The organism is Alistipes ihumii AP11 (assembly GCF_025144665.1).
GTDB classification, from domain to species: Bacteria; Bacteroidota; Bacteroidia; order Bacteroidales; family Rikenellaceae; genus Alistipes_A; species Alistipes_A ihumii.
In genome coordinates this window covers 1,635,545-1,657,247 of sequence record NZ_CP102294.1, presented here as the reverse complement: position 1 = coordinate 1,657,247, position 21,703 = coordinate 1,635,545, and the positions used below count along the sequence as shown (strand labels likewise).

Below are 21,703 nucleotides of genomic sequence, written 5' to 3'. Positions count from 1 at the left end.
ATAAAACAATTCGTATTTTTATTCTCGATTTCGATTACCTTTGTCCGAAAATAAATCCTGTCGTTTTTCCAGTCGGTTCGGATTCCGGACCGCTGGAGCCGGGAGGGTTTCAAACTAAAAAGCTGAGTTATGAAAGTTGCGATTGTCGGAGCGAGCGGAGCTGTCGGTCAGGAGTTGCTGAAAGTGCTCGAGCAGCGGAATTTTCCTACGGACGAGCTGTTGCTGTTCGGCTCCGAGCGGAGCGCGGGACGCGTCTATCCGTTCCGGGGAAAACAGATCGGGGTGCGCCTGCTGGCTCATAACGACGATTTCAAGGGCGTAGACGTAGCCTTCGTCTCGGCCGGGGCAAGCACTTCCAAGGAGTTTGCCGAGACGATTACGAAGCACGGCGCGCTGATGATCGACAATTCGAGCGCGTTTCGCATGGACCCGGACGTTCCGCTGGTCGTGCCCGAAGTGAATCCGGAAGACGGAATCGATCCTCCGCGCCGGATCATTGCCAACCCGAACTGCACGACGATTCAGATGGTCGTTGCGCTGAAGGCTATCGAGAACCTGTCGCATATCCGCCGCGTCCGCGTTTCGACCTATCAGTCGGCGAGCGGGGCCGGAGCGGCCGCTATGGCCGAGCTGGAACGGCAGCACGCCCAGTTGGTGCGCGGCGAGGAGCCGACCGTGTCCAAGTTCGTTTACCAACTGGCCTATAACGTGATTCCGCAGGTCGACGTGTTTACCGAGAACGGCTATACGAAGGAGGAAATGAAGATGTTCAACGAGACGCGCAAGATCATGCATTCCGACGTCCGCGTCAGCGCTACGTGCGTCCGGGTTCCGGTCATGCGCGCCCATTCCGAGGCGGTTTGGGTCGAGACCGAGCGTCCCGTATCGGTCGAGGAGGCGCGCGAGGCTTTCGCATCGGCGGAAGGGGTCGTGCTGATGGACGAGCCTGCCGAGAAAAGCTATCCGATGCCGCTGCCTTTGGCCGGAGTCGACGCCGTATACGTGGGTCGTATCCGTAGCGATCTGGCCGATCCGAACTCGCTGACGTTCTGGTGTGTCAGCGACCAGATCCGCAAAGGGGCCGCGCTGAATGCCGTGCAGATCGCCGAGTATCTGCTCCGAAACGGACATTTGGGCTGATCGTTCCGTCGAATCGATATCGAAGGCCGCCTGACATGTGCAGGCGGCCTTTTCGTTGCCCGTTTGCCAAAGCGGATTCCGTATCGCGCTGGCGGACGGGAACGGGCTTTTTATCGTATCGGCCTGCCTTTTCGGGGTATTTTCCTGTTGCTTTTGTCCTGAAAATGAAATATATTTGTCATAAAGGCGGATTGCGGAAACGGAGCATTATTCCCGGATATAAATAGGGCGTCGAATATGTTTTTCTCAGGAGAGGGCATGCAGATGCCGAGTTTCCGTCGGTTCGGCATGGCGCCGGTCTCTCCGCATCGGACCGCGCAAAGCGAGGCGAATGCTTGTCGGAACGGATGCGGCCGTCCCGATCTCGAACGAAGCGGCCGTGTCCGGAATACGGAGCTGCGCTTGTTTGTCTGTTCCGGAGTAACGGGCGTGAGCGGTATATAAGTTATGCACGATCGAATCATCAATCCCAATCGATATGAAAAAGATTCTGTTTCTTCCGCTTCTCTTTCTGATGATCGCCTCGTTTTCCGATCTGGCGGCTCAGCGTTCCCGCTATCAGGGCGAAATTCAGGTGGGTTTCGGCGCCGGTGTGGGAAGCAATCCCTTTCTGCGCCAGAACCGTGTGACGGTGGATATGGTGAACGGAATACGCGTCAATTCCTATTTCTCGATAGGTCTGGGGCTCGGCTACCATACTTATCTGGGCCGGACGATCGAAGGTATCGATTTCACGGACGAGCATATCGTGCCGGTCTATGCGAACTTGAAGGGCTATATGCCTGCCGGACGCAGCATGTTTCGTGGATTCGTGTCGCTGGACGCGGGTTACGGGTTCTCGATGGAGTCCGATATCGGAGGTTTCCTGATCACGCCGGCACTGGGAGCCTGCATCGGACGAAATGTCACTTTTTCGGTCGGCTATCAGTCGCAAAACATTTCTTCCGGGGGACTGTCTGTGTCTTTCGGTGCCGTATTGATGCGCATAGGCGTGATGTTCTGACGTTCTTTCGTCCCGGGCGGCTTTGGTCGCTATCCGGCTCTTTTCGCTCGTGCGGTGGCGGATAGCTGCTGCGCTCTCCGGGTCGTGGATCGCATGCGGACGAAAGATGGAGTCCGGTCGCGTTTGTCGGAAAATCCGATTCGCCGTCGGTTCGAGGTACGGCATAGGGCGTGAGACGACGGAAGCCCCGTGGCCTGCCCATGTCTCTTGCGGCACGGTTTTGTCCGTGCGCGGAATGACGGAAAACGGCAGCGGCTTTCTTTCCGGGGAATGTCCGCTCGGAGCCTTCTGAAAGCGGCGGGCGGCGAGGAATCGTGCGAGGTGCGAAACAAAGGCGCGGAATCCCGGTGTCGTCTTTCGTGTCGGTTTCGGGGTCACGGACCCGGAATCCGGTCGGGATGCGATCGCATCTTCGGTCCGGAGCGGAAAGGAGACGTTTTTTCACGCTCCGAAAACGGCGCGAGCCATTTCCTCGATCTTGTTGACGTACGCGATCCGGATGCCTCCGGGCGGCTTCGGCAGGCTTTTGCGCAGATAGCCCGATACGACGATGCGCCCGAATCCGAGCCGGGCCGCCTCGCTGATGCGCTGCTCGCTGCGCGGCGCGGGCCGGATTTCGCCCGACAGGCCGATCTCGCCGGCGAAACAGGTGTCTTCTCCGACCGGGCGGTCGAAATAGGACGACAGCACGGCGGCCACGACGCTCAGATCGAGGCCGGTGTCGCTGATGCGGAATCCGCCCGCGAAGTTCAGGAAAACGTCCTTCTGGTACATTTTCAGCCCGGCCCTCTTTTCGAGCACGGCCAGCAGCATGTTGAGCCGCCGCGAGTCGAATCCGGTGGCCGAGCGCTGGGGCGTGCCGTAGGCGGCCGTGCTGACGAGCGCCTGCGTCTCGATCAGGTACGAGCGCGCGCCGTCGACGGCCGCGCCGACAGCGATGCCGCTCAGCGGCTCGTCGTAGTGCGACAGCAGGATTTCCGACGGGTTATTTACCTCGACCAGCCCTTCGGCCCGCATTTCGAATACGCCGATCTCGAACGTCGCGCCGAAGCGGTTCTTGATGCTGCGCAGCAGGCGGTACGCATTGTTGTTGTCGCCTTCGAACTGGAGCACGACGTCCACGATGTGCTCCAGAATCTTCGGCCCGGCGATCACGCCGTCCTTGGTGATATGGCCGATCACGACGACCGACGTGTCGGTCTGCTTGGCGTATTTCTGCAACAGGGCGGCGCATTCGCGGATCTGCGAGACGCTGCCCGGCGACGAGTCGATCGTGTCGGTATAGATCGTCTGGATCGAGTCGATGACAACCAGGTCGGGAGCCTGCTCGTCGATCTGGCGCAGGATGTTCTCCATGTTCGTCTCGCTGTATATGTAGCACTCGTCGTTGCCGACGCCGAGCCGCTCCGCCCGCATCTTGATTTGCTGGGGCGATTCCTCGCCCGAAACGTACAGCGTTTTCAGGCCGTTTGCGCGCAGCGCGATCTGCAAGCTCAACGTCGATTTGCCGATGCCCGGCTCGCCGCCCAGCAGGATCATCGAGCCCCGGATCAGTCCCCCGCCGAGCACCCGGTTCACCTCGGTGCAGGAGAGGTCGAACCGCCTTTGCTCGCTTTGCTCTATTTCCCGGACGCGCTGGGGTTTCGACCGGGGCCTGTTGCCTGTCAGAGCGGTTACGGGCGAGGCGTTCTCGCGGGCGATCACTTCCTCCGTGAAGGAGTTCCATGCTCCGCACGACGGGCAGTGCCCGAGCCATTTCGGAGCCTCGAATCCGCACTCCTTGCAGAAATATGCCTTTTTGATTTTGGCCATGTCGTTTCAGTTGTCGGTTAAAGATAGCGATTCTCGGGGAATCGTTCCGCCGAAGGCGAAATTCTTTCTTTCTCCGGTTCGGTTCCGTGCGGTTGCATGGCGACTCGTTCGGGGCGGACCGACCGATCGTTTGCCGGTTCGTGCGCCGGACTGCGCCCGGTCCGTCTCCGAAGCAGAATGCGCCCGGTATCCGGGATGCGTCCTGCACGGATCGTCCGCAAACCGTGCGTATCTCCGCGCGCGGCCCTCAGGTTCGCAGTCGGCCATGCTCGGAAGACTTGCGAGTCTCCGGCGCCCGGCTATTTGATGAAAAACCGGTAAATGTCGTTCCCGTTGGCGAAGATCAGCAGCGCGAGCAGGATCATCAGTCCCGCCATTTGGGCCCGCTCGAGGAACTTGTCGCTCGGCCGGCGTCCGGTGACGACCTCGACGAGCAGGAACAGCACGTGTCCGCCGTCGAGCGCCGGGATCGGCAGGATATTCATGATCGCCAGCACGATCGACAGAAAGGCCGTGATGTGCCAGAACTGAATCCAGCTCCAGTGGTCGGGGAATATGCTTCCGATCGCGATCAGTCCTCCCAGCGATTTGTAGGCTTCGGTTTCGGGCGTGAACATCAGCTTGATCTGCTTGGCGTAGCTGCCGATTTCCTCGCCGGTGCGCCTCACTCCGGCGGGTATCGCCTGCCAGAACGTGTAGTTGCGGGTGCTCAGGCTGAGCAGACGGTCCGGCGGAGTCAGCTCCACGCCGATCAGGCCGTCGTCGGAAACTCGTACGGGCAATGTCAGCAGCTTCGTGATTCCTGCCGAGTCGCGCATGACGCTAACATGGACGGTATCGCTTTTGAATTGGCCGAACGCGCGGCGATACTGGTCGAAATACCGCATCGGCTCGCCGTTCAGCGAAACGAGCGTGTCGCCCGCCACGAGGCCGGCCTTGGCCGCCTCTCCGCCTTCGACCGCCCGGCCTACGACGAACGGGATACGGGGTTCGGCAAAGTCGGCGCAGTTGAGCAGCTCGGCCATCGCCTCGGCGGGAATTCCGATACGCTCCTGTTTCCCGTCTCGCTCGACGGTCACGTATTCCGCCTGGTCGAAAACGATCGTCGGGAGCAGCTTGGCCGCGTCGTCGAGCGGTTTGCCGTTTATGTCCACGATCCGGTCGCCGTCGCGGAACCCGATCCGCTTGGCCAGCTCGCCGTAGGCGTAGCCGTACTTGACGTTCCGGTTATCGAGATAGGTCTTGCCCCACGCCCAGCTCATGCCGATGTATATCAGCAGGGCGAGCACGATATTCATCACGACGCCTCCGACCATAATCAGCAGCCGCTGCCAGGCCGGCTTGGCCCGGAACTCGTAGGGTTGTACGGGCTGCTTCATCTGGTCGGTGTCCATCGATTCGTCGATCATGCCCGATATTTTGACGTATCCGCCGAACGGAATCCAGCCGATGCCGTACTCGGTCTCTCCCTTGCGGAACTTGAACAGCGAGAACCACGGGTTGAAGAACAGGTAGAACTTTTCGACCCGCGTCTTGAAAATCCGGGCGAACAGGAAATGTCCGAACTCGTGGACGATGACCAGCAGGGAAAGGCTGAGAATGAATTGGAGAAGTTTGATCAGGATATCCATCGGTGTTTTGTTTTTCGTTTGTCAGATCAGCGAGAGCGCCGTCTCGCGTGCCGCAGCGTCCGTTTCGCGGTACTGTTCGAGCGTCGAGCACCGTCCTTGAGGCATTCTCGAGAGCGTCTGCTCGTTGATGCGGGCGATGTCCGTGAAGCGGATCTTTCCGTCCAAAAAGGCCGCTACGCCGACCTCGTTGGCCGCGTTGAGCACCGCGCCCGCGCAGCCTCCCCGGCGCAGGCATTCGTAAGCGAGCGCCAGGTTCGGGAAGCGGTCGGTATCGGGACGGCGGAACTCGAGGGTCCCGAGCTCGCAAAAGTCGAGCCGCCTGCCTTCGAGCGGCAGGCGCTGCGGGTAGGTGAGCGCATACTGGATCGGCAGGTGCATGTCGGGCGTACCGATCTGGGCCTTGACGGCTCCGTCCCGGAACTGGACCATCGAATGCACGACCGAACCGGGATGGATCACCACGTCGATCCGGCCGGCATCCACTCCGAAAAGCCAGCGCGCCTCGATCACCTCGAAGCCCTTGTTCATCAGCGAGGCCGAGTCGATGGTCACTTTGGCTCCCATGCACCAGCTCGGGTGAGCCAGCGCCTCGGCGACCGTCACGTGGCGGAGCTCGTCGGCCGAGCGGTTCAGAAAAGGTCCGCCCGATGCGGTCAGGATCACTTTCTCGACTTCCGACCGCTCGCCGCTCAGGCACTGGAAAATGGCCGAGTGCTCCGAATCCACCGGGATGATCGGAGCCCGGTGGCGCTCCGACAGCTCGGTAATCAGTTCTCCGGCCACGACCAGACACTCCTTGTTCGCCAGCGCGACCTTTTTGCCGCAGCGTAGCGCGCTGGCCGTCGGGAACAGTCCGCTGTAGCCGACGAGAGCCATGACGACCGTATCGACCTGTTCGGAACGGACGACCTGTTCCAGCGCGTCGTTTCCGGCGTAAACCTTGACGGGACGGTCGGCGAGCGCGTCGCGCACGGCCGGATAATACGTTTCGTCGGCGATCACCACGTTGTCGGGCGAAAATTCGATTGCCTGAGCTACCAGCGCCTCCCATCGGGAGCGGGCCGTCAGGGTAGTCACTTCGAACAGGTCGCCGTACCGGCGGACGATATCGAGGGTCTGGGTGCCGATCGATCCGGTGGAGCCGAGAATCGCCAGCCGCTGTTTCTTGTGTGTCATAATTCGTTTCGGGGCGGTAAGCGTTATCCGCCGGATGTCGTGTTTTCGCGGGTTCGGGTAATTCAGAAAACGATATATCCCTGCGGGTCGACAGGGGTGCCGTTGTGCCACAGCTCGAATTCGAACAGGTTCTTGTCTTGGCCCGGCGCGTTTTCGCCGCCGGTGTAGCCGATGATCTCGCCGCTCGAGACCCGGTCTCCCGCTTTTTTCAGCACGCTGACGTTATGGCGGTAGACCGAAATCATATTATTGGCGTGCTGCACGTACAGCACGAACCCGTCTTCGGGAGTCCATGGCGCCGAGATGACCGTTCCGTCCATCACGGCCATCACCTGCTGGTTGGACGTCGTGGCCAGCGATACGCCGAACCGGTTGTCGATCGGGCTGAACCGGGCCGTCACGACGCCTTTGACCGGCGCGAAGAGCTCCATGGCGCTGCGCAGATTCTTTCGGGCCGCGTCGGGATCGTACAGGCTGTACGGGCTGCCGGGGGTTTCCATCTGCGCCCTGAGCAGCGAGTCCTCGGCGATGGCGGCCACCGTAGCGCCTTTTTTCGCCGAGAGCGAGTCGGCTGCCTGCATGTCGTTGCGCGTGACCGGGTTGCGCCCGGCCATGATCAGCGCGATATTTTCGCTGTATACCTGCATGTTGCGGAGTTCCTGCTCGAGCGAGTCGAGACGCATGATGTTCTCGACGAGCATCGTCCGCGACTTTTTGCCGGGGTAGCCCGGGAGCAGGTCCAGCACAGGGGTATAGGCCACCGTGGAGGCAATGAGAATGAACAGGATCAGTATCAGAGCCAGCAATCCGGCCAACAGGTTCAGCGGACTGATATGCATGTACCAGATTTCCCGGTCGGTATGCTGGTTGCGGACGCTGAGCCGGTGCTTCTCGCGCAGGTGGCGTATGAAGTAGGCTATATTCTGACGGAAATTCATAGGTTTCAGCGCTGCTTTTAACTGACAAAAGTAACAATTTCCCCGTGCCGATCGCAAAAACGGCGAATATTTCCCCCGAAATATTTCGCGACGTTTTATCCGATCGCATTTTGAAAATGAGTTATAAAGTGTAAATTTGCGTAACGCTTCCGGGATATGAACGCGCTTCGGTCCCGTTTTATTCTGCGGGTATTGCCGTGCCGCGCCGTCTCTTCGGGAGGCGGTCGCGGAACAGGTCTCGCTCGGACGGCGAACGGATAAAATCATGATGAAAAAACCGACACTTTTGGTATTGGCGGCGGGCATGGGTTCCCGCTACGGATCGCTCAAGCAGATGGACGGCGTGGGGCCGAACGGCGAGGCGATCATCGATTACTCGATCTACGACGCGATCCGGGCCGGGTTCGGCCGCGTGGTATTCGTGATCAGACATCTGTTCGAGAAAGAATTCCGCGAAATTTTCACGCCCGAGCGCTTCGGAGGGAAAATAGCCGTCGATTTCGTTTTTCAGGAACTGGACAAGCTGCCCGCGGGGTTCGAGGTTCCGGCCGACCGGACGAAACCTTGGGGAACGAACCATGCCGTGATGATGGCTTCCGGCACGATCCGCGAGGAGCCGTTCGCAGTCATCAATGCCGACGACTTCTACGGCGAGGACGCCTACCGGACGATCGCCGACTATCTGCGCAGCGTGGCCGGCCAGAAAAACCACTATTGCATGGTCGGCTACGAGATACGCAATACGCTGTCGGATTTCGGCGCCGTTTCGCGGGGCGTGTGCGGCGTGGACCACAGTGGCAACCTGACTTCGATGGTCGAGCGTACGCGCATCGAGCGACGTATGGGCCGCATCGTCTATGAGGACGACCGGGGCGGGCTGGTGGAGCTGGCCGAGGACACGCCCGTGTCGATGAACATGTTCGGCTTCACGCCCGACTATTTCAAGTATTCGGAGGACTATTTCGCCACCTATCTGAAAGATAATATCGACAATCCGAAGTCGGAGTTCTACATACCGACGATGGTCAACAAGCTGGTGGCCGAAGGACGCGCCCAGCTCCGTGTGCTGCGCAGTTCGGCCCAGTGGTTCGGCGTGACCTACAAGGAGGACCGTCCCGCCGTCGTCGAACGAATACGCAAGCTGATCGACGAGGGCGTGTATCCCGCTAAGCTTTGGCCTTAGGCGGCCGTGTTGCGGCGAGCCCGGAGGGCCCGCGTCGGGAGGCGTTCTGAGCAGGAAGCCTGCGGACCGTCGCCGCTGCCGGTTCGGCGGGGCGAGACCGGCTGAGGCCCCGGAAAAACCGGTCCGCGATGTCCGGGAGGCTGCGGGGCCGTATGAGATGAATTAACGATGCGAAGATGGACATAGAGCAGAACATTTGGGGATTCACGCCCGAAGGCGAGGCCGTGATCCTCTATACGATGACCAACGGCGCGGGGGCGCAGGTGCGGTTGAGCAATATCGGCGCCGGGATCGTTTCGATCGTCGTGCCCGACCGCGAAGGCCGCATGGCCGATGTGGCGCTCGGATACGACGATTTCAAAAGCTATTTCAACGACGGGCCCTGCATGGGCAAGACGCCCGGCCGGTTCGCGAACCGTATCGGCTTCGCCCGCTTTACGCTCGACGGCAAGGAGTATCGCCTGACGCGGAATTGCAACGGACGACACCATCTGCACGGCGGGGATGCCGGTTTTGCCAACAAGCTGTGGGACAGTCGGGTCGAAACCGACAGGGTCGTCTTCTCGCTGCTGAGCCCCGACGGCGACCAAGGTTATCCGGGCGATCTGGATGCCGAGGTCGTTTACGACTGGAACGACGACTGCGAACTCGAAATCACGCTTTATGCCCGCACCTCCGCCCCGACGGTGGTCAACCTGACCAACCATGCCTATTTCAACCTGCGCGGCGAGGCCGAGGGCGGCGCCCTCGAGAATGTGTTGAAACTCAACGCATCGTGCTTTTTGGAGACCGACGCGGACCAGATCACGACCGGTCGCAGGACGCCGGTCGAGGGGACGCCGATGGATTTCCGCGAACCGAAGCCGCTCGGACGCGATATAAACGCCGACTACGAGCCGCTGCGGTTCGGCTACGGGTACGATCATTGTTGGGCGATCGACGGGTGGGAACCCGGCCGGCTGACCGATTTCGGATTTCTGTACGATCCGCAGAGCGGCCGGCGGATGACGATCCGCTCGACTCAGCCCGGAGTACAGATATACACCGGGAACTGGCTCGAGGGGTGCCCGAGAAGTATCAGCGGACACGAGTACCGGAACCGCGACGGCGTGGCGATCGAGTGCCAGGCCTTTCCCGACAGTCCGAACAAGCCCGAGTTTCCGTCGGTCGTGCTCCGTCCCGGGGAAATTTACGAGCAGAGGATCGTCTATCGCTTCGATACGTTGTAGCGCGCTGGACGGAATTCCGGCGCCGGAGCGTGACGGAAGCCCCGGTAGCCGGAGCCCGCATGCCGGACGGCGATTCCGGAAATGTCCGGGCGCGGCCGGTTCGGCAAGCGGAGACGGGAACCTACGATTACGCATGCACTCAAACCAAATAACCTAAAAAAACGAACTATGACCAATTCACAGAAACCGAACTACACGTTCGCGTTGACCGTCATGGTCGTGCTGATGTTCCTGCTGGGATTCATCACGACGATGAACAACTCGATGATCGCCTTCTGCAACAAGGCGTTCAGCCCGCTCGACGACGTCGAGCTGCAATTGATCAACACGGCTTTCTACGGAGCGTATATCCTGTCGATTCCGATCGCATGGCTGCTGGGCAAGATCGGATACAAGACGGCGCTGGTCGCGGGCGTGATCGTGATCGGGCTCGGCATGGCGCTGAATTATCTCGGCGTCGAGGCCGGCTTCTACGGTTTCCTCGGCTGCATGTTTCTCGTGGCCGTCGGCATCGTGCTGCTTCAGGTGGCGCTGAATCCATACGTGCTGGTACTCGGACCGCCCGAAACGGCCGCGACGCGCCTGACGGTCAACCAGACGTTCAATTCGCTGGCCACGTTCATCGCGCCGCTGTTCGTGTCGATGATCATCGTATCGAACGGTACCTACAACGTTTCGCAGATTCAGGTTCCCTTCCTCGGGCTGGGCATTTTCGCTATCGTCCTCGGCGTGATCGTCATGCTGCTCAAGCTGCCGGCGATCAAGGACGAAGAGCCTGCGGGCGATCAGGTCGCCGAGGACGGCAAGAGCTACAAGTCGAGCGCGTTCAAGTATCCGCACGTGATGCTCGGTGCGCTGGCGATCTTTACCTATCTGGGCGTCGAGGTGGGTATTCCGAGCTTCTTCCCCGCCAAATTCGAGTCGCTGGGACTCAGCGTGACCGACCCGACGTCGCTGCTGTCGCTCTATTGGGGCGGGCTGCTCGTGGGGCGTGCCTTCGGCTCGGCCATTCTGCGCAAGTTCAGCGCCCGCAAGGTGCTCTCGGGCGCTCTGCTGCTGTCGTCGCTCTGCCTGCTGCTTTCGCTGCTGACCTCGGGCTGGACGTCGCTCTACCTCTATATCGGGACCGGTCTGTTCCACTCGATCATGTGGAGCTGCATCTTCTCGCTGGCTACGGTCGATCTGGGGCCCAACATCAAGCAGGCTTCGGGGATCATCTGCACCGGCGTGATCGGAGCGGCCGTGCTGATGCCGATCATGGGAGGCGTGCAGGAAGGGTTCGGGCTCGTTCCGGCCTTGTGCTGTCTGTTCGTGTTCTACGCTTACATGGGCTGGTTCGCGCTGAAGGGATCGAAAATCCGCACGGCTTAAGTCCGTGTCGCAGTTTTTTACGGCGGCCGTCTCCTGCGAGACGGCCGCCGTCGTTGTCTGTTTTCGGGGGATGTTTCGGAACAGTTCTTGCGTAGAAGGGGCGTATCAATACGCAAGCGACATGAGAAAAAGAATACTGGTTACCGGCGGGGCCGGCTTCATCGGCAGTCACCTGTGCGAGCGCCTGCTCGCCGACGGGAACGAGGTGATCGCGCTGGACAACTATTACTCGGGCGACAAGCGCAATGTGGAGCATCTGATGGCCAATCCGCTGTTCCGACTCGTGCGTCACGACGTCACGTTTCCGTATTTCGAGGAGGTGGACCAGATTTACAATCTGGCCTGCCCGTCGGCGCCGGCCGACTACATGCACGATCCGGTGATGACGCTCAAGACGTCGCTGATCGGAGCGGTCAACATGCTCGAAGTGGCCCGACGCATGGGGGCGCGCATTTTGCAGGCCTCGTCGGGAAAAGTCTACGGCAAGGCGCAAGTGCCGTCGATTCCCGAACAGTATCGCGGAAACGTCAGCCCGGTCGGCGAGCGAAGCGCCTACGAGGAGGGAAAGCGGGCCGCCGAGTCGATTTTTACCGCCTATCATCATCAGTACGGGGTCGATATCCGTATCCCGAGACTGTTCAATGTCTACGGACCGCGCATGCCGCTCGGGAACGGACGCGTGATCTCCGCTTTCATCAAGAGCGCGCTTTCGGGAGAGAGCATATCGATCCGGGGCAACGGGATGCAGACCCGCTGTTTTCTCTATATCGACGACGCGGTCGAGGCGCTCGTGCGGATGATGAATTCGACCGGCAAGCTGTCCGAACCGGTCAATATCGGAGGCGTGGACCCGGTTCGGATCGATGCCTTGGCCGAGGACGTGGTTCATTTGACGGGAAGTCCGTCGAGAATCGTGCTGCTGAACCTGCCTACGGACAGTTCGCAGAACACGGTGCCCGACATCGAACTGGCTCGCCGCAAGCTCGACTGGGAACCTCGGATCCCGATCGAGGAAGGGCTCACGCGCACGCTCCGCTATTTCGAGGAGCGGATGCGCATGGAGAACCGCGCCTATCCGTTCATGAGCTGGGTCGAGATTATGTAAAGCGCGAATCCGACCGGCTCGGCTCGGACGGCGGTCGCGGTACGATCGTCTGCCGGCGTGCTCGGCCGAGGCGGGATTTTTCTCAGGAAGGCTGTCTGTGCGGAGTTTGCGGTTCGCATGAGGCGTGCGTCTGCATGCGGCCGGATGACACGCGCGAAAATTGCGGATTCCGTATCGTCAATGGCTTGCGCTTCGGACGATGCGAGCCGTGCGGCGCGTTTTCTGGACCAGAAAGACCCCTTCCGCTTCGGCATATCTGTCATAGGTTATCTGATCGTAGCCCCGAATCGTCAGCAATTCCATGTCGCGGTTGTACACGACGCGGAATTCGGTTTGGAGCGCATCGACGACTCGCTCCAAATAGCGCGAATCGTCGACGCACAGGCTCAGATTGACGGCCGAGCTCTGGATCAGGTTGATTTTCTGTCGGTATTGGCCGAATACCGAAAAAATATCGGCGAGCCGTTCTTCCAGCACGAACGAAAAATCCTTGGGACGGATCGAAATCAGGACCTGACGGCCTTTGAGAATGCGGACGGGCACGCCCGGCGGGACCGGGGGCGACGCACAGATCACGCTGCCCGGCTTCGTCGGATCGCCGAACGGACGGACGTAGAGCGGAATATTCTTGTTCTGGAGCGGCTTGATCGTTTTCGGGTGGATCACCTGTGCCCCGGCGTAGGCCAGCTCGATCGCGTCGAGATACGACAGTTCGGGAATCAGCATCGTGTCCGCGAACAGCCGGGGGTCGGCGCTCAGGATGCCGTCGACGTCCTTCCAGATCGTTACGCTCCCGGCATCGAGCAGATAGCCGGCCATGGCGGCCGAGTAGTCCGATCCTTCGCGGCCGAGCGTCGTCGGGCGGCCCGCCGGCGTCGCGCCGATGAATCCCTGTCCGACCAGTACGCGTTCGGGGGCTGCGTCGACGGCCCGGCGCAGAGCTCGAGCCGACCGGTCGACGTTGATGGTCGCCTCGCGGTAGCGGCTGTCGGTCACGAAAAGCCCGCGCATGTCGAGCCACCGGTTCGGCGTGCCTTGTGCGGCGAGGTATTCCGAGACGATGACGGTCGAGAGCAGTTCGCCGTAGCTTACGATCCGGTCGTACCAGCGATCGTAATCCTCCCGGCAGGTTTCGCTGCGAAGCAGTTCCCGAACCTCCGAGGCGAGTTTTTCGGTGCGTGCCTCGACGGAAGAGGGATCGGCGAACAGCGAGCGGACGATCTGCCGATGGTATCGTTCGATCTCCGCGAACCGTTCGATCGCTTCGTCCGAGCGGTTGCGCATGAACCGGTCGAGCACTTCCTCCAGCGCATTGGTCGTCTTGCCCATAGCCGAGACGATAACCAGTAGTCGTGCGGGTTCGGCGGCGACGATTCGCGCCAAATTCTCGACTCCTTCGGCCGAGCGGACCGAAGCGCCTCCGAACTTGTATATTTTGATGGGCGGCATGTCTTTCGTGTTTTCGTTTTCCGTGCGGAGCGCTTGCTGCCGGTCCGTTACCCGTTTCGGAGGGAGCCGGATTTTCCGCTTCGCCCGGTTTTGTCGTCCGGCAGAGGTATACAAAACAGATTGTCCGGCGCAAGGAGAAGGAATGAGCGACGGATGCCGCCGTCCCTGTCCGACTCCTGCCGGAAGCGGGAGCCGGGGGAGAAGCATCGCTTCGGAGAATTTTTGGCAGAAAATCTCCGTAAAGGCAATGCGGATATTGATCGGTGCGGCGTCGTCACCCGGGAACGTGGTCGTCCGAAATGACGGTTACCCGGAATTCAGGACAAAGCAGTGCCGGTCTTCCTTTCGCTCGTCGGCCGGGCAGGACTCCGGACCGATGCCGGAGCTCGCCGCATGGCCTTCGTTCTTTATTTATTCCACTTCCGTGCCGGTATTCCATAGCATGAACGACAGTACGTCGGTCATTTCGTCGATACGCTTCGACGTCGGCTTGCCGGCTCCGTGGCCCGCTTTCGTCTCGATGCGGATCAGCACCGGGTTGTCGCAGCCCTGAGCGGCCTGGAGCGTCGCGGCGAACTTGAACGAGTGGGCCGGCACGACGCGGTCGTCGTGGTCGGCCGTCGTGACGAGCGTAGCCGGATAGCAGGCGCCCGCATGAATGTTGTGCAGAGGCGAATACTTATAGATGTAGCCGAACTGCTCCTCGTTGTCGCTGCTGCCGTACTCCACGGCCCAGCCCCAGCCGCAGGTGAACAGGTGGTAGCGCAGCATGTCCATCACGCCTACGGCCGGCAATGCTACCGCGTACAGGTCGGGCCGCTGGGTCATGCAGGCTCCGACGAGCAGGCCGCCGTTCGATCCGCCGGCGATCGCCAGCTTCTCCTTCGACGTGTATTTGTTGTCGATCAGGTACTCGGCCGCCGCGATGAAGTCGTCGAATACGTTCTGCTTGTTGGCGAGCATGCCGGCCCGGTGCCACTTTTCGCCGTATTCGCCGCCACCTCGAAGGTTCACCATGGCATAGATGCCGCCCTGTTCCATCAACAGCACGCTCAGCGGCGTGAAGCCGGGCGTCAGGCTGATGTTGAATCCGCCGTAGCCGTACAGGTAGGTCGGATTGTTGCCGTCGAGCTTCATATCCTTGCGGTGTACCAGAAACATCGAGACGGGCGTGCCGTCCTTGCTGTCGAAGAAGACCTGTTCGGCTGTGAACCGGTCAGGATCGAACTTCAGATCGGGAGTTTTGAACATGCTCGACTCGCCCGTAGCGATGTCGTACCGGTAGATCGAGGCCGGACGAGTGAACTCCGAGAACGAGTAGAATGTGAATGGCTCCTGGTCGTTGTCCGCGAATCCGGCCGCCGCGCCGATTCCCGGCAGCTTCAAATCGCGCAACTTTTTGCCCGAGAGGTCGTATTGCGATACGGCGCTCTGGGCCTTGTCGAGGTAGAGCGCGAACAGCGATCCGCCGGCCACCGACGCCCCTTCGAGCAGCAGCTCCGACTCGGGCAGCAGCTCGCTCAGGACCGGTTCGGCTCCGTTGAGGTCCGCCTGCACCAGCCGGTAGCGAGGAGCGCCCTCGTTCGTGTAGAAGACGGCGCGGCCGTCGCGCGCGTGAACCAGTGCATAGTCGTTAGCGAAGCCGGGGAACAGTACCTCGAATTCGGGCGCGCCCTTCGACAGGTCGGCCCACAGCACCTCGTTGCCGCTCGTGCCCTCGGTCGCGAAAACGAACAGATGCCGGTCGTCCTTGCTGACTTCGGCGCTCACGTATCGCAGCGGGTGGGCGCGGTCCTCGTAGATCAGGCGGTCGGCGCTCTGCTCGGTCCCGAGCTTGTGGAAAAAGATTTTCTGGAAGCGGTTCTGCGCGACGAGCGCCTCGGACTGCTTCGGCTCGTCGTAGCCGCTGTAATAGAAGCCGTCCCGGGTCCAGACGGCGCCCGAGAACTTGACCCAGCGGATCACGTCGGGCAGCAGTTCGCGCGTGGCCACGTCCATCACGCGGATCTCGACCCAGTCCGAACCGGACGAGGCGGCCGCATAGGCGCAATACTTGCCGTCCTTCGAGAACGATATGTCGCTCAGCGCGACCGTACCGTCGTCCGACAGCTTGTTCGGGTCGAGGAATACCTCGGCCGGACCGTCGAGGCTTTTCTGGCGGTAGAGCACGCTCTGGTTTTGCAGCCCGTCGTTCTCGAAAAAGAAAAAGTAGTCGCCGTGCTTGCTCGGCACGCCGTATTTCGGATAGTTCCAGAGCTCGGTCAACCGGTTGCGGATCTTGTCGCGGAACGGGATTTGCGACAGGTAGTTCTGCGTGACTTCGTTTTCGGCCGTCACCCAGGCGGCCGTCTCGGCCGAGTTGTCGTCCTCCAGCCAGCGGTACGGATCGGGCACTTTCGTTCCGAAGTAGTCGTCGACCGTGCTGTCCATGCGGGCGACGGGATAAGGCAGTGTCGAGATTTTCATTTTCGTTTTACAGTTCGTGCACAAAACGCCTGCCGCGATCAGCAGTGCGGCGGGAAGCAAAGCATGTTTCATGGGTCTATCGATTTTACGTGTTTTCATTCTGCTGCAAGTTCCTCTGTTCCCTCTTCGCATGACGTCGGGAAGATTTCTCGCGGAAAACTCCGCAACCGGCCGGGCTTTCCGCTTCGCGTGCGCCGAAGACGTTTCCCCTGTTGCGAAGTCCGGGAGCCCGGTTAAATTTCGTTCTTTCGCGGGGCTTTTCCGTGAAAATTTCCGCAAGGTACGAAAGTCCGGGCTGTTTCTCAAATAATTCCGGCATAAATTTCGTAACTTCGCCGACGTAAAACCATGTGGAATAGCTTTATGTACGAAAATCTGAAAACGACCGTCGAGCGGGCGTGGAACGACCGCGAACTGCTCCGCGACGAGGCGGTCAAAAGCGCGATACGCGAGACGGTCGATCTGCTCGACCGTGGAGAGCTCCGCACGGCCGAACCGCTGGGCGACAGCCGGTGGCAGGTCAACGAATGGGTCAAGAAGGCCGTGATCCTCTATTTCCCCATTTGCGGGATGCGGGTGACCGAAGCCGGCCCGATGGAATTTTACGACAAGCTGGACTTGAAGACCGGGTACGAGAAGCTCGGCGTCCGCGTCGTGCCGCACGCTGCGGCCCGTTACGGCGCCTATCTGGCTCCGGGCGTGATCCTGATGCCGTCCTATGTGAACATCGGCGCCTATGTCGACGAGGGGACGATGGTCGACACATGGGCGACGGTCGGCTCGTGCGCCCAGATCGGCAAGCACGTCCATTTGAGCGGAGGCGTCGGCATAGGCGGCGTGCTCGAGCCGGTACAGGCGGCGCCGGTGATCGTCGAGGACGGCTGTTTCGTCGGGAGCCGGTGCATCGTCGTCGAGGGAGCGCACGTCTGCCGCGAGGCGGTGCTCGGCGCCGGGACGGTCATCACAGGCTCGACGAGGATCATCGACGTGTCGGGGCCGGAGCCCAAGGAGTACAAGGGATACGTGCCGCCCCGCTCGGTCGTGATACCCGGCTCGCGCGCGAAGCGGTTCCCGGCCGGCGAGTATCAGGTTCCCTGCGCGCTGATCATCGGGCAGCGTAAGGCTTCGACCGATACGAAAACGTCGCTGAACGACGCGCTGCGCGAATTCGATGTGCCGGTATAGGCGTCTTGCGAAAATTATCCCTAATTTTGGCGGAGCGCCTCCGGCTACTGCGGCCGGGGACGCTCCGCCGAGTCGTTCGGTGAAATCTAAGTACGCGTAGTGGATACCGCCGCCCTCATAGTCACGGTTCTCGGATCGGTCTGCCTGTTCCTTTTCGGCATGAAATGGATGGGCTCGGCCTTGCAGCGGCTTTCCGGCGGCCCGTTGCGGCGGGCGCTCCGCTCGATGACGCTTTCGCCCGGCCGGAGCGTGCTGTCGGGCACGCTGATTACGGCCGTCGTGCAGTCGTCGAGCGTCGTGACGGTCATGATCGTGAGTTTCGTTCATGCCCGGCTGCTGGGGTTGCGGCAGGCCGTCGCGATGATTCTGGGGGCTAATGTGGGTACGACGGTAACGGCTTGGCTCGTCGTGTTGCTGGGATTCGGATTCGATTCGACGTCGGTCGCTATGGCTTTGTTGATTCCCGCTTTCGGGATGTCGGCGCTGGGGCGGAAACGCACGCGGGATGCGGGGCGTATGCTCTGCGGCCTGGCGCTGCTGTTGCTCGCGATCGGGATTTTCGGCAGCAACGTGGCCTCGCTGACCGGTCGTCCTGCCGTAACCGACTGGTTGGCCGGACTGAGCGGCCGGGGTGCGGGGACGGCTCTGCTGTTCGCTTTGGCCGGCGCTCTGCTGACGGCTCTCGTGCAGTCGTCGAGCGCTATGACCGCTTTCACAATCGTATTGTGCGGCGGCGGACTGATTCCGTTCGAGTACGCGCTGGCCATGGTGTTGGGCGAGAACGTGGGTACGACGGCGACGGCCAATTTGGCCGCGGTCGTCACGTCGGCCGATGCGCGCCGGGCGGCCCTTTCCCATTTTCTGATCAATCTGTTCGGCGTGCTGTGGGCTCTGCCTCTGCTGCCGTGGCTTGCGCTCGGCATAGCGGACCTGATCGTCTGGGCAGGCGGGGTTTCTCCGCTGACGTCGGCCGTTTCCCAGCCCGTAGGACTCGCGCTTTTCCATACGCTGTTCAATGCGGTCAATGCGATGCTGCTGTTTCTGCTGGTTCCTCGGCTCGCCGGACTGACACGCCGGTTGATTCGGGGAAAAGGGCGCGCGCGTCAGGCCGGTTCGGGAGCGGTCCGCGTTCCGAGAATTCCCGAGGGCGAGTTGTCGGCCTATCCGCTGAGGGTATTGCTGGCGAAGCGTGTCCGCGCTGTGTACGGGATGTTTTCGGATGTTCGCGGTTATTTCGGGGAGACCGATCCGCAAAGGGCCGGGGAACGTGCGCGCGATTTCGAGGAACATAGGCGGCAAAGCGCGGAGGCGAGTCGGGAGGCCGAGGGAATGCTGTCCGCCTTCGGGGAGCTGGGCAAGGCGCTGGCCGGGGCTTTCGGTGCGGCCGATGCCTGCGCCGCCGCTTGCGGCGACGTGCTGGATGTGCTTTGCTCCAAACGGTCGGAAGGGATATGGTTCGCACCCGGTCAGCGGGCAGCGGCGCAGGAGAGGATGGAGCGCATAGACCGGGCGCTTTTGCGTGCCGTGCGGCGGGCGGAACGGCTTGCCGATCCGATCGCCGAACCTGAGGAAGAGCAGGCGGTCGGTATTCCGGTCGAGCCGTCCGAGGCATGGCCGGCCTGGGAAGAGGAGGAGGCTCCGCCTCGGTCCGAGGCCGTTCTGGAGAAGCTGCTGGCCCGGACGGAGCGCTTATCCGAAACCGTGGTCCGGCTCCTTGCGGGCTTGGACGGTATCTGAACGAGTTGCGGTATGAATGACAAGAATCGGAAAAGAGTCGTGAGACGACGATTGGAGGAATTTGCGAGCCGGACGGGCTTTGCCTTGGGCTTTTTCGATGAGCTCGCTTCGACGAATAACGAGGCGCGCGACGCGCGTTACACGAACGGGGCGGTCGTGATCGCCGAGCGGCAGAGCCGCGGACGCGGACAACGGGGCAATTCATGGAGCAGCGCGGAAGGGATGAATCTGACCTTTTCGGCCGTGCTCTGCCCTGCCGGCTTGCGGGCCGAGAGCCAGTTCTATCTGTCGAAGGCCGTCGCGCTGTCCGTTTCGGATACGGTCGATTCGTTCGGAATCGAGTCGAGGATCAAGTGGCCGAACGACATTTATGTCGGAGACGGCAAGGTGGCCGGCATTCTGATCGAGAACGACCTGATGGGTGCCTGCGTATCGCGCTCGATCGCCGGAATCGGGCTCAATGTCAACCAGACCGCGTTCGATCCGGCCCTGCCTAATCCGACCTCGCTGGCCTTGCAGAAGGGCGCGGAGTTCGACCGATCCGAGGTTTTCGAGCGTTTTTACGGTTTTCTGACAGTGCGTTGCAGGCAGCTGGACGGCGGCGATTACGGAAAGCTGGACGAGGATTATATCGCCCGGCTGTACCGCTTCGGAGAGCGGCATCCCTTTGTCGACGGTCTGACCGGCGAGCGTTTCCGGGGAACGATCCGGGACGTGCTTTACGGAGGGGAACTGCGAGTCGAAAAGGAAACGGGGGAGATTTGCGATTATCTGTTCAAGGAGATCGAGTACGTGCACGATCGGGACGGGGAAGTTTCGGCAAAATGATGTAACTTTACCCCTGCATTATGCGTTATAGTGTCAAATCCCGGACTTAATGACCGTTGCCGAGTACGATAAATGTGTCAGTCAATATTCCGATAACCTTTACCGTTTCGCCCTGAAGTCGCTTCGAAGCGACGACGAGGCGAAGGACATCGTACAGGAGAGCTTTCTGAGGCTGTGGGAGAACCGGGAAGCCGTGCTCGGCGGTAAGGAAAAATCGTACCTGTTTACGGTGGCTTACCGGCTGATCGTGGATAGAGTTCGCATGGGAAAGCGCTATACGGGGGACGAGTCGGTGCTGCGTACGAGTCCGGCTCCGGGGCGACCTGACTACAACGGCATTTCGGAGCTGATAGACCGTTTTCTGGACGAGTTGCCCCCGTTGCAGAAGTCGCTGATCATGCTGAGGGACTACGAGGGCTACTCGTATCGCGAAATGGCCGAAATGACGCGGTTGTCGGAGACTCAGGTGAAAGTGTACATATTCAGGGCACGAACCGCGCTCAGGAGGATCATAGGGGATATAAACAACATACTGTAATGAGAATCAGCATAGAGGATTACGAATCGCGGGCTCTCGATTACGTCGAGGGAAACCTGCCGGCGGACGAGCTTCCGGCTTTCGAGGCTTTCTTGTCCGAACATCCCGACTTGGGGCGAGAGATCCGTTCGATGCGCGGGAGCGTGCCGGTGCTCCCGGCGGAGAAATGGGTCTATCCCGATAAGAAAGCGTTGTTGCGGGGAGGCATAGGGGTGTCGGTGTGGCTGAACAGGGCCGGGTCGTTTCTGGGCGGCATGGCGGCGGCCTGCCTGTTGATCGGGGTGTTCGTGCTGGTCGACCGGCACGACTCGTCGCGCGACGACGCGCTGCTGGCCCGGGGTATTCCGGCCGGGCAGCCGGACGTCGGGCGGCGGCAGGAAAGTGCTTCGGCCTTGGTCTCGAAAGAGCCCGTTGAGGCTGACGTAACGGAACAGGCCGTGTCGCAGAAGCCCTCCGTGTATGTCCGCGTTGCGTCGGCTTCGCCCGTACAGGTCCCTCCTGTTCCGGAAAGCGCCGCCATGCGTGCCGCATTCGTCCACGAACGGATCGATCCGGTGCTCTCGGGAGAAATGGCCCGCGCCTGCCGGGAGCGGGTCGCTCCGGCCGATCTGAAAGACAGGCCGATTGCCGAGACGATCCGCAGCGTTCCCGTTGCGCTCGGAAGCCCCGATCCGCAGCCGGACATGTGGCGGTATGACGATTCCCGTTCGATGCCCGCCGCCTCGTTCCGCGACGGGAGGGCTTCGGAGGAGACCGCTACGGGAGGGATGCGCGTCCTGACATCGATTCTGGCTCCGCTCGACCGCATCATACCGATTAGGACTTACCGTACCGAAAACGAAAGCGGCGTAGAAATTATCTCGCTGATCCGCATTGGCAACAAGAATCCGAAAAACAATCCATAGAGTCGAA

General features: G+C 60.9%; 17 protein-coding genes. 11 read left to right on the top strand and 6 right to left on the bottom strand.

The features are described 5' to 3' along the window. Nucleotides 1-129 precede the first annotated feature (129 nt). Together NQ491_RS06765 and NQ491_RS06760 are read left to right on the top strand one after the other, a co-directional pair. On the top strand, nt 130-1,140 hold the full coding sequence (locus tag NQ491_RS06765; RefSeq protein WP_019246168.1) for an aspartate-semialdehyde dehydrogenase: 1,011 nt from the start codon (nt 130-132) through the stop codon (nt 1,138-1,140). Nucleotides 1,141-1,618: 478 nt separating this feature from the next. Further along, entirely contained in the window at nt 1,619-2,143 is a 525-nt protein-coding gene (locus NQ491_RS06760; RefSeq protein WP_019246166.1) for a hypothetical protein, read from the top strand. Nucleotides 2,144-2,584: 441 nt separating this feature from the next. Here NQ491_RS06760 and radA read toward each other — a convergent pair whose 3' ends face one another. The 4 genes from radA to NQ491_RS06740 all read right to left on the bottom strand — a co-directional run bounded on the left by radA (nt 2,585) and on the right by NQ491_RS06740 (nt 7,700). Further along, the gene (radA, locus tag NQ491_RS06755) at nt 2,585-3,955 is read right to left on the bottom strand and encodes a DNA repair protein RadA (protein ID WP_019246165.1); all 1,371 of its coding nucleotides are present in this window, start codon (nt 3,953-3,955) and stop codon (nt 2,585-2,587) included. 299 nt (nt 3,956-4,254) lie between these two features. Continuing rightward, the gene (gene rseP, locus NQ491_RS06750) at nt 4,255-5,586 is read right to left on the bottom strand and encodes an RIP metalloprotease RseP (protein ID WP_019246164.1); all 1,332 of its coding nucleotides are present in this window, start codon (nt 5,584-5,586) and stop codon (nt 4,255-4,257) included. 21 nt (nt 5,587-5,607) lie between these two features. After that, the gene (locus NQ491_RS06745) at nt 5,608-6,762 is read right to left on the bottom strand and encodes a 1-deoxy-D-xylulose-5-phosphate reductoisomerase (RefSeq protein WP_019246163.1); all 1,155 of its coding nucleotides are present in this window, start codon (nt 6,760-6,762) and stop codon (nt 5,608-5,610) included. Between the two features lie 62 nt (nt 6,763-6,824). After that, on the bottom strand, nt 6,825-7,700 hold the full coding sequence (locus NQ491_RS06740; protein ID WP_019246162.1) for a murein hydrolase activator EnvC family protein: 876 nt from the start codon (nt 7,698-7,700) through the stop codon (nt 6,825-6,827). Nucleotides 7,701-7,968: 268 nt separating this feature from the next. Between NQ491_RS06740 and NQ491_RS06735 the strand changes: the two genes are divergently transcribed. The 4 genes from NQ491_RS06735 (at nt 7,969) to NQ491_RS06720 (ending at nt 12,588) form a co-directional block, all read left to right on the top strand. Further along, the gene (locus NQ491_RS06735; protein ID WP_026089687.1) at nt 7,969-8,883 is read left to right on the top strand and encodes a nucleotidyltransferase family protein; all 915 of its coding nucleotides are present in this window, start codon (nt 7,969-7,971) and stop codon (nt 8,881-8,883) included. Nucleotides 8,884-9,059: 176 nt separating this feature from the next. Continuing rightward, nucleotides 9,060-10,112, top strand: a complete 1,053-nt coding sequence (locus NQ491_RS06730; RefSeq protein ID WP_019246160.1) for an aldose epimerase family protein — start codon at nt 9,060-9,062, stop codon at nt 10,110-10,112. A 168-nt stretch (nt 10,113-10,280) separates the two neighbouring features. Further along, nucleotides 10,281-11,483, top strand: coding sequence for a glucose/galactose MFS transporter (gene gluP / locus NQ491_RS06725; RefSeq protein WP_019246159.1), 1,203 nt, complete (start codon nt 10,281-10,283; stop codon nt 11,481-11,483). A 121-nt stretch (nt 11,484-11,604) separates the two neighbouring features. Further along, nucleotides 11,605-12,588 (top strand): NAD-dependent epimerase/dehydratase family protein, encoded by a 984-nt coding sequence (locus tag NQ491_RS06720; protein ID WP_051012996.1) that lies wholly within the window; start codon nt 11,605-11,607, stop codon nt 12,586-12,588. A gap of 177 nt (nt 12,589-12,765) precedes the next feature. On the opposite strand, the gene NQ491_RS06715 is transcribed toward NQ491_RS06720, so the two are convergent. Then, a complete protein-coding gene (locus NQ491_RS06715) occupies nt 12,766-14,028 on the bottom strand; it encodes an aspartate kinase (protein WP_026089686.1) in 1,263 nt (420 codons plus the stop codon). A 420-nt stretch (nt 14,029-14,448) separates the two neighbouring features. Further along, nucleotides 14,449-16,575 (bottom strand): prolyl oligopeptidase family serine peptidase, encoded by a 2,127-nt coding sequence (locus NQ491_RS06710; protein WP_019246156.1) that lies wholly within the window; start codon nt 16,573-16,575, stop codon nt 14,449-14,451. A 291-nt stretch (nt 16,576-16,866) separates the two neighbouring features. Here NQ491_RS06710 and NQ491_RS06705 point away from each other — a divergent pair, with 291 nt between their 5' ends. The 5 genes from NQ491_RS06705 to NQ491_RS06685 all read left to right on the top strand — a co-directional run bounded on the left by NQ491_RS06705 (nt 16,867) and on the right by NQ491_RS06685 (nt 21,696). Next, a complete protein-coding gene (locus tag NQ491_RS06705; RefSeq protein ID WP_019246154.1) occupies nt 16,867-17,688 on the top strand; it encodes a 2,3,4,5-tetrahydropyridine-2,6-dicarboxylate N-succinyltransferase in 822 nt (273 codons plus the stop codon). A 99-nt stretch (nt 17,689-17,787) separates the two neighbouring features. After that, nucleotides 17,788-19,425 (top strand): Na/Pi cotransporter family protein, encoded by a 1,638-nt coding sequence (locus NQ491_RS06700; RefSeq protein ID WP_019246153.1) that lies wholly within the window; start codon nt 17,788-17,790, stop codon nt 19,423-19,425. Between the two features lie 12 nt (nt 19,426-19,437). After that, the gene (locus tag NQ491_RS06695; RefSeq protein WP_081587420.1) at nt 19,438-20,253 is read left to right on the top strand and encodes a biotin--[acetyl-CoA-carboxylase] ligase; all 816 of its coding nucleotides are present in this window, start codon (nt 19,438-19,440) and stop codon (nt 20,251-20,253) included. Nucleotides 20,254-20,302: 49 nt separating this feature from the next. Then, nucleotides 20,303-20,791: an RNA polymerase sigma factor gene (locus NQ491_RS06690; RefSeq protein ID WP_019246151.1), complete on the top strand. Its 489-nt coding sequence runs from the start codon at nt 20,303-20,305 to the stop codon at nt 20,789-20,791. Further along, nucleotides 20,791-21,696 carry a hypothetical protein gene (locus NQ491_RS06685; RefSeq protein ID WP_019246150.1) on the top strand — a complete coding sequence of 302 codons (906 nt, stop codon included), beginning with the start codon at nt 20,791-20,793 and terminating at the stop codon, nt 21,694-21,696. The genes NQ491_RS06690 and NQ491_RS06685 overlap by 1 nt, the downstream gene beginning before the upstream one ends. Nucleotides 21,697-21,703 lie beyond the last annotated feature (7 nt).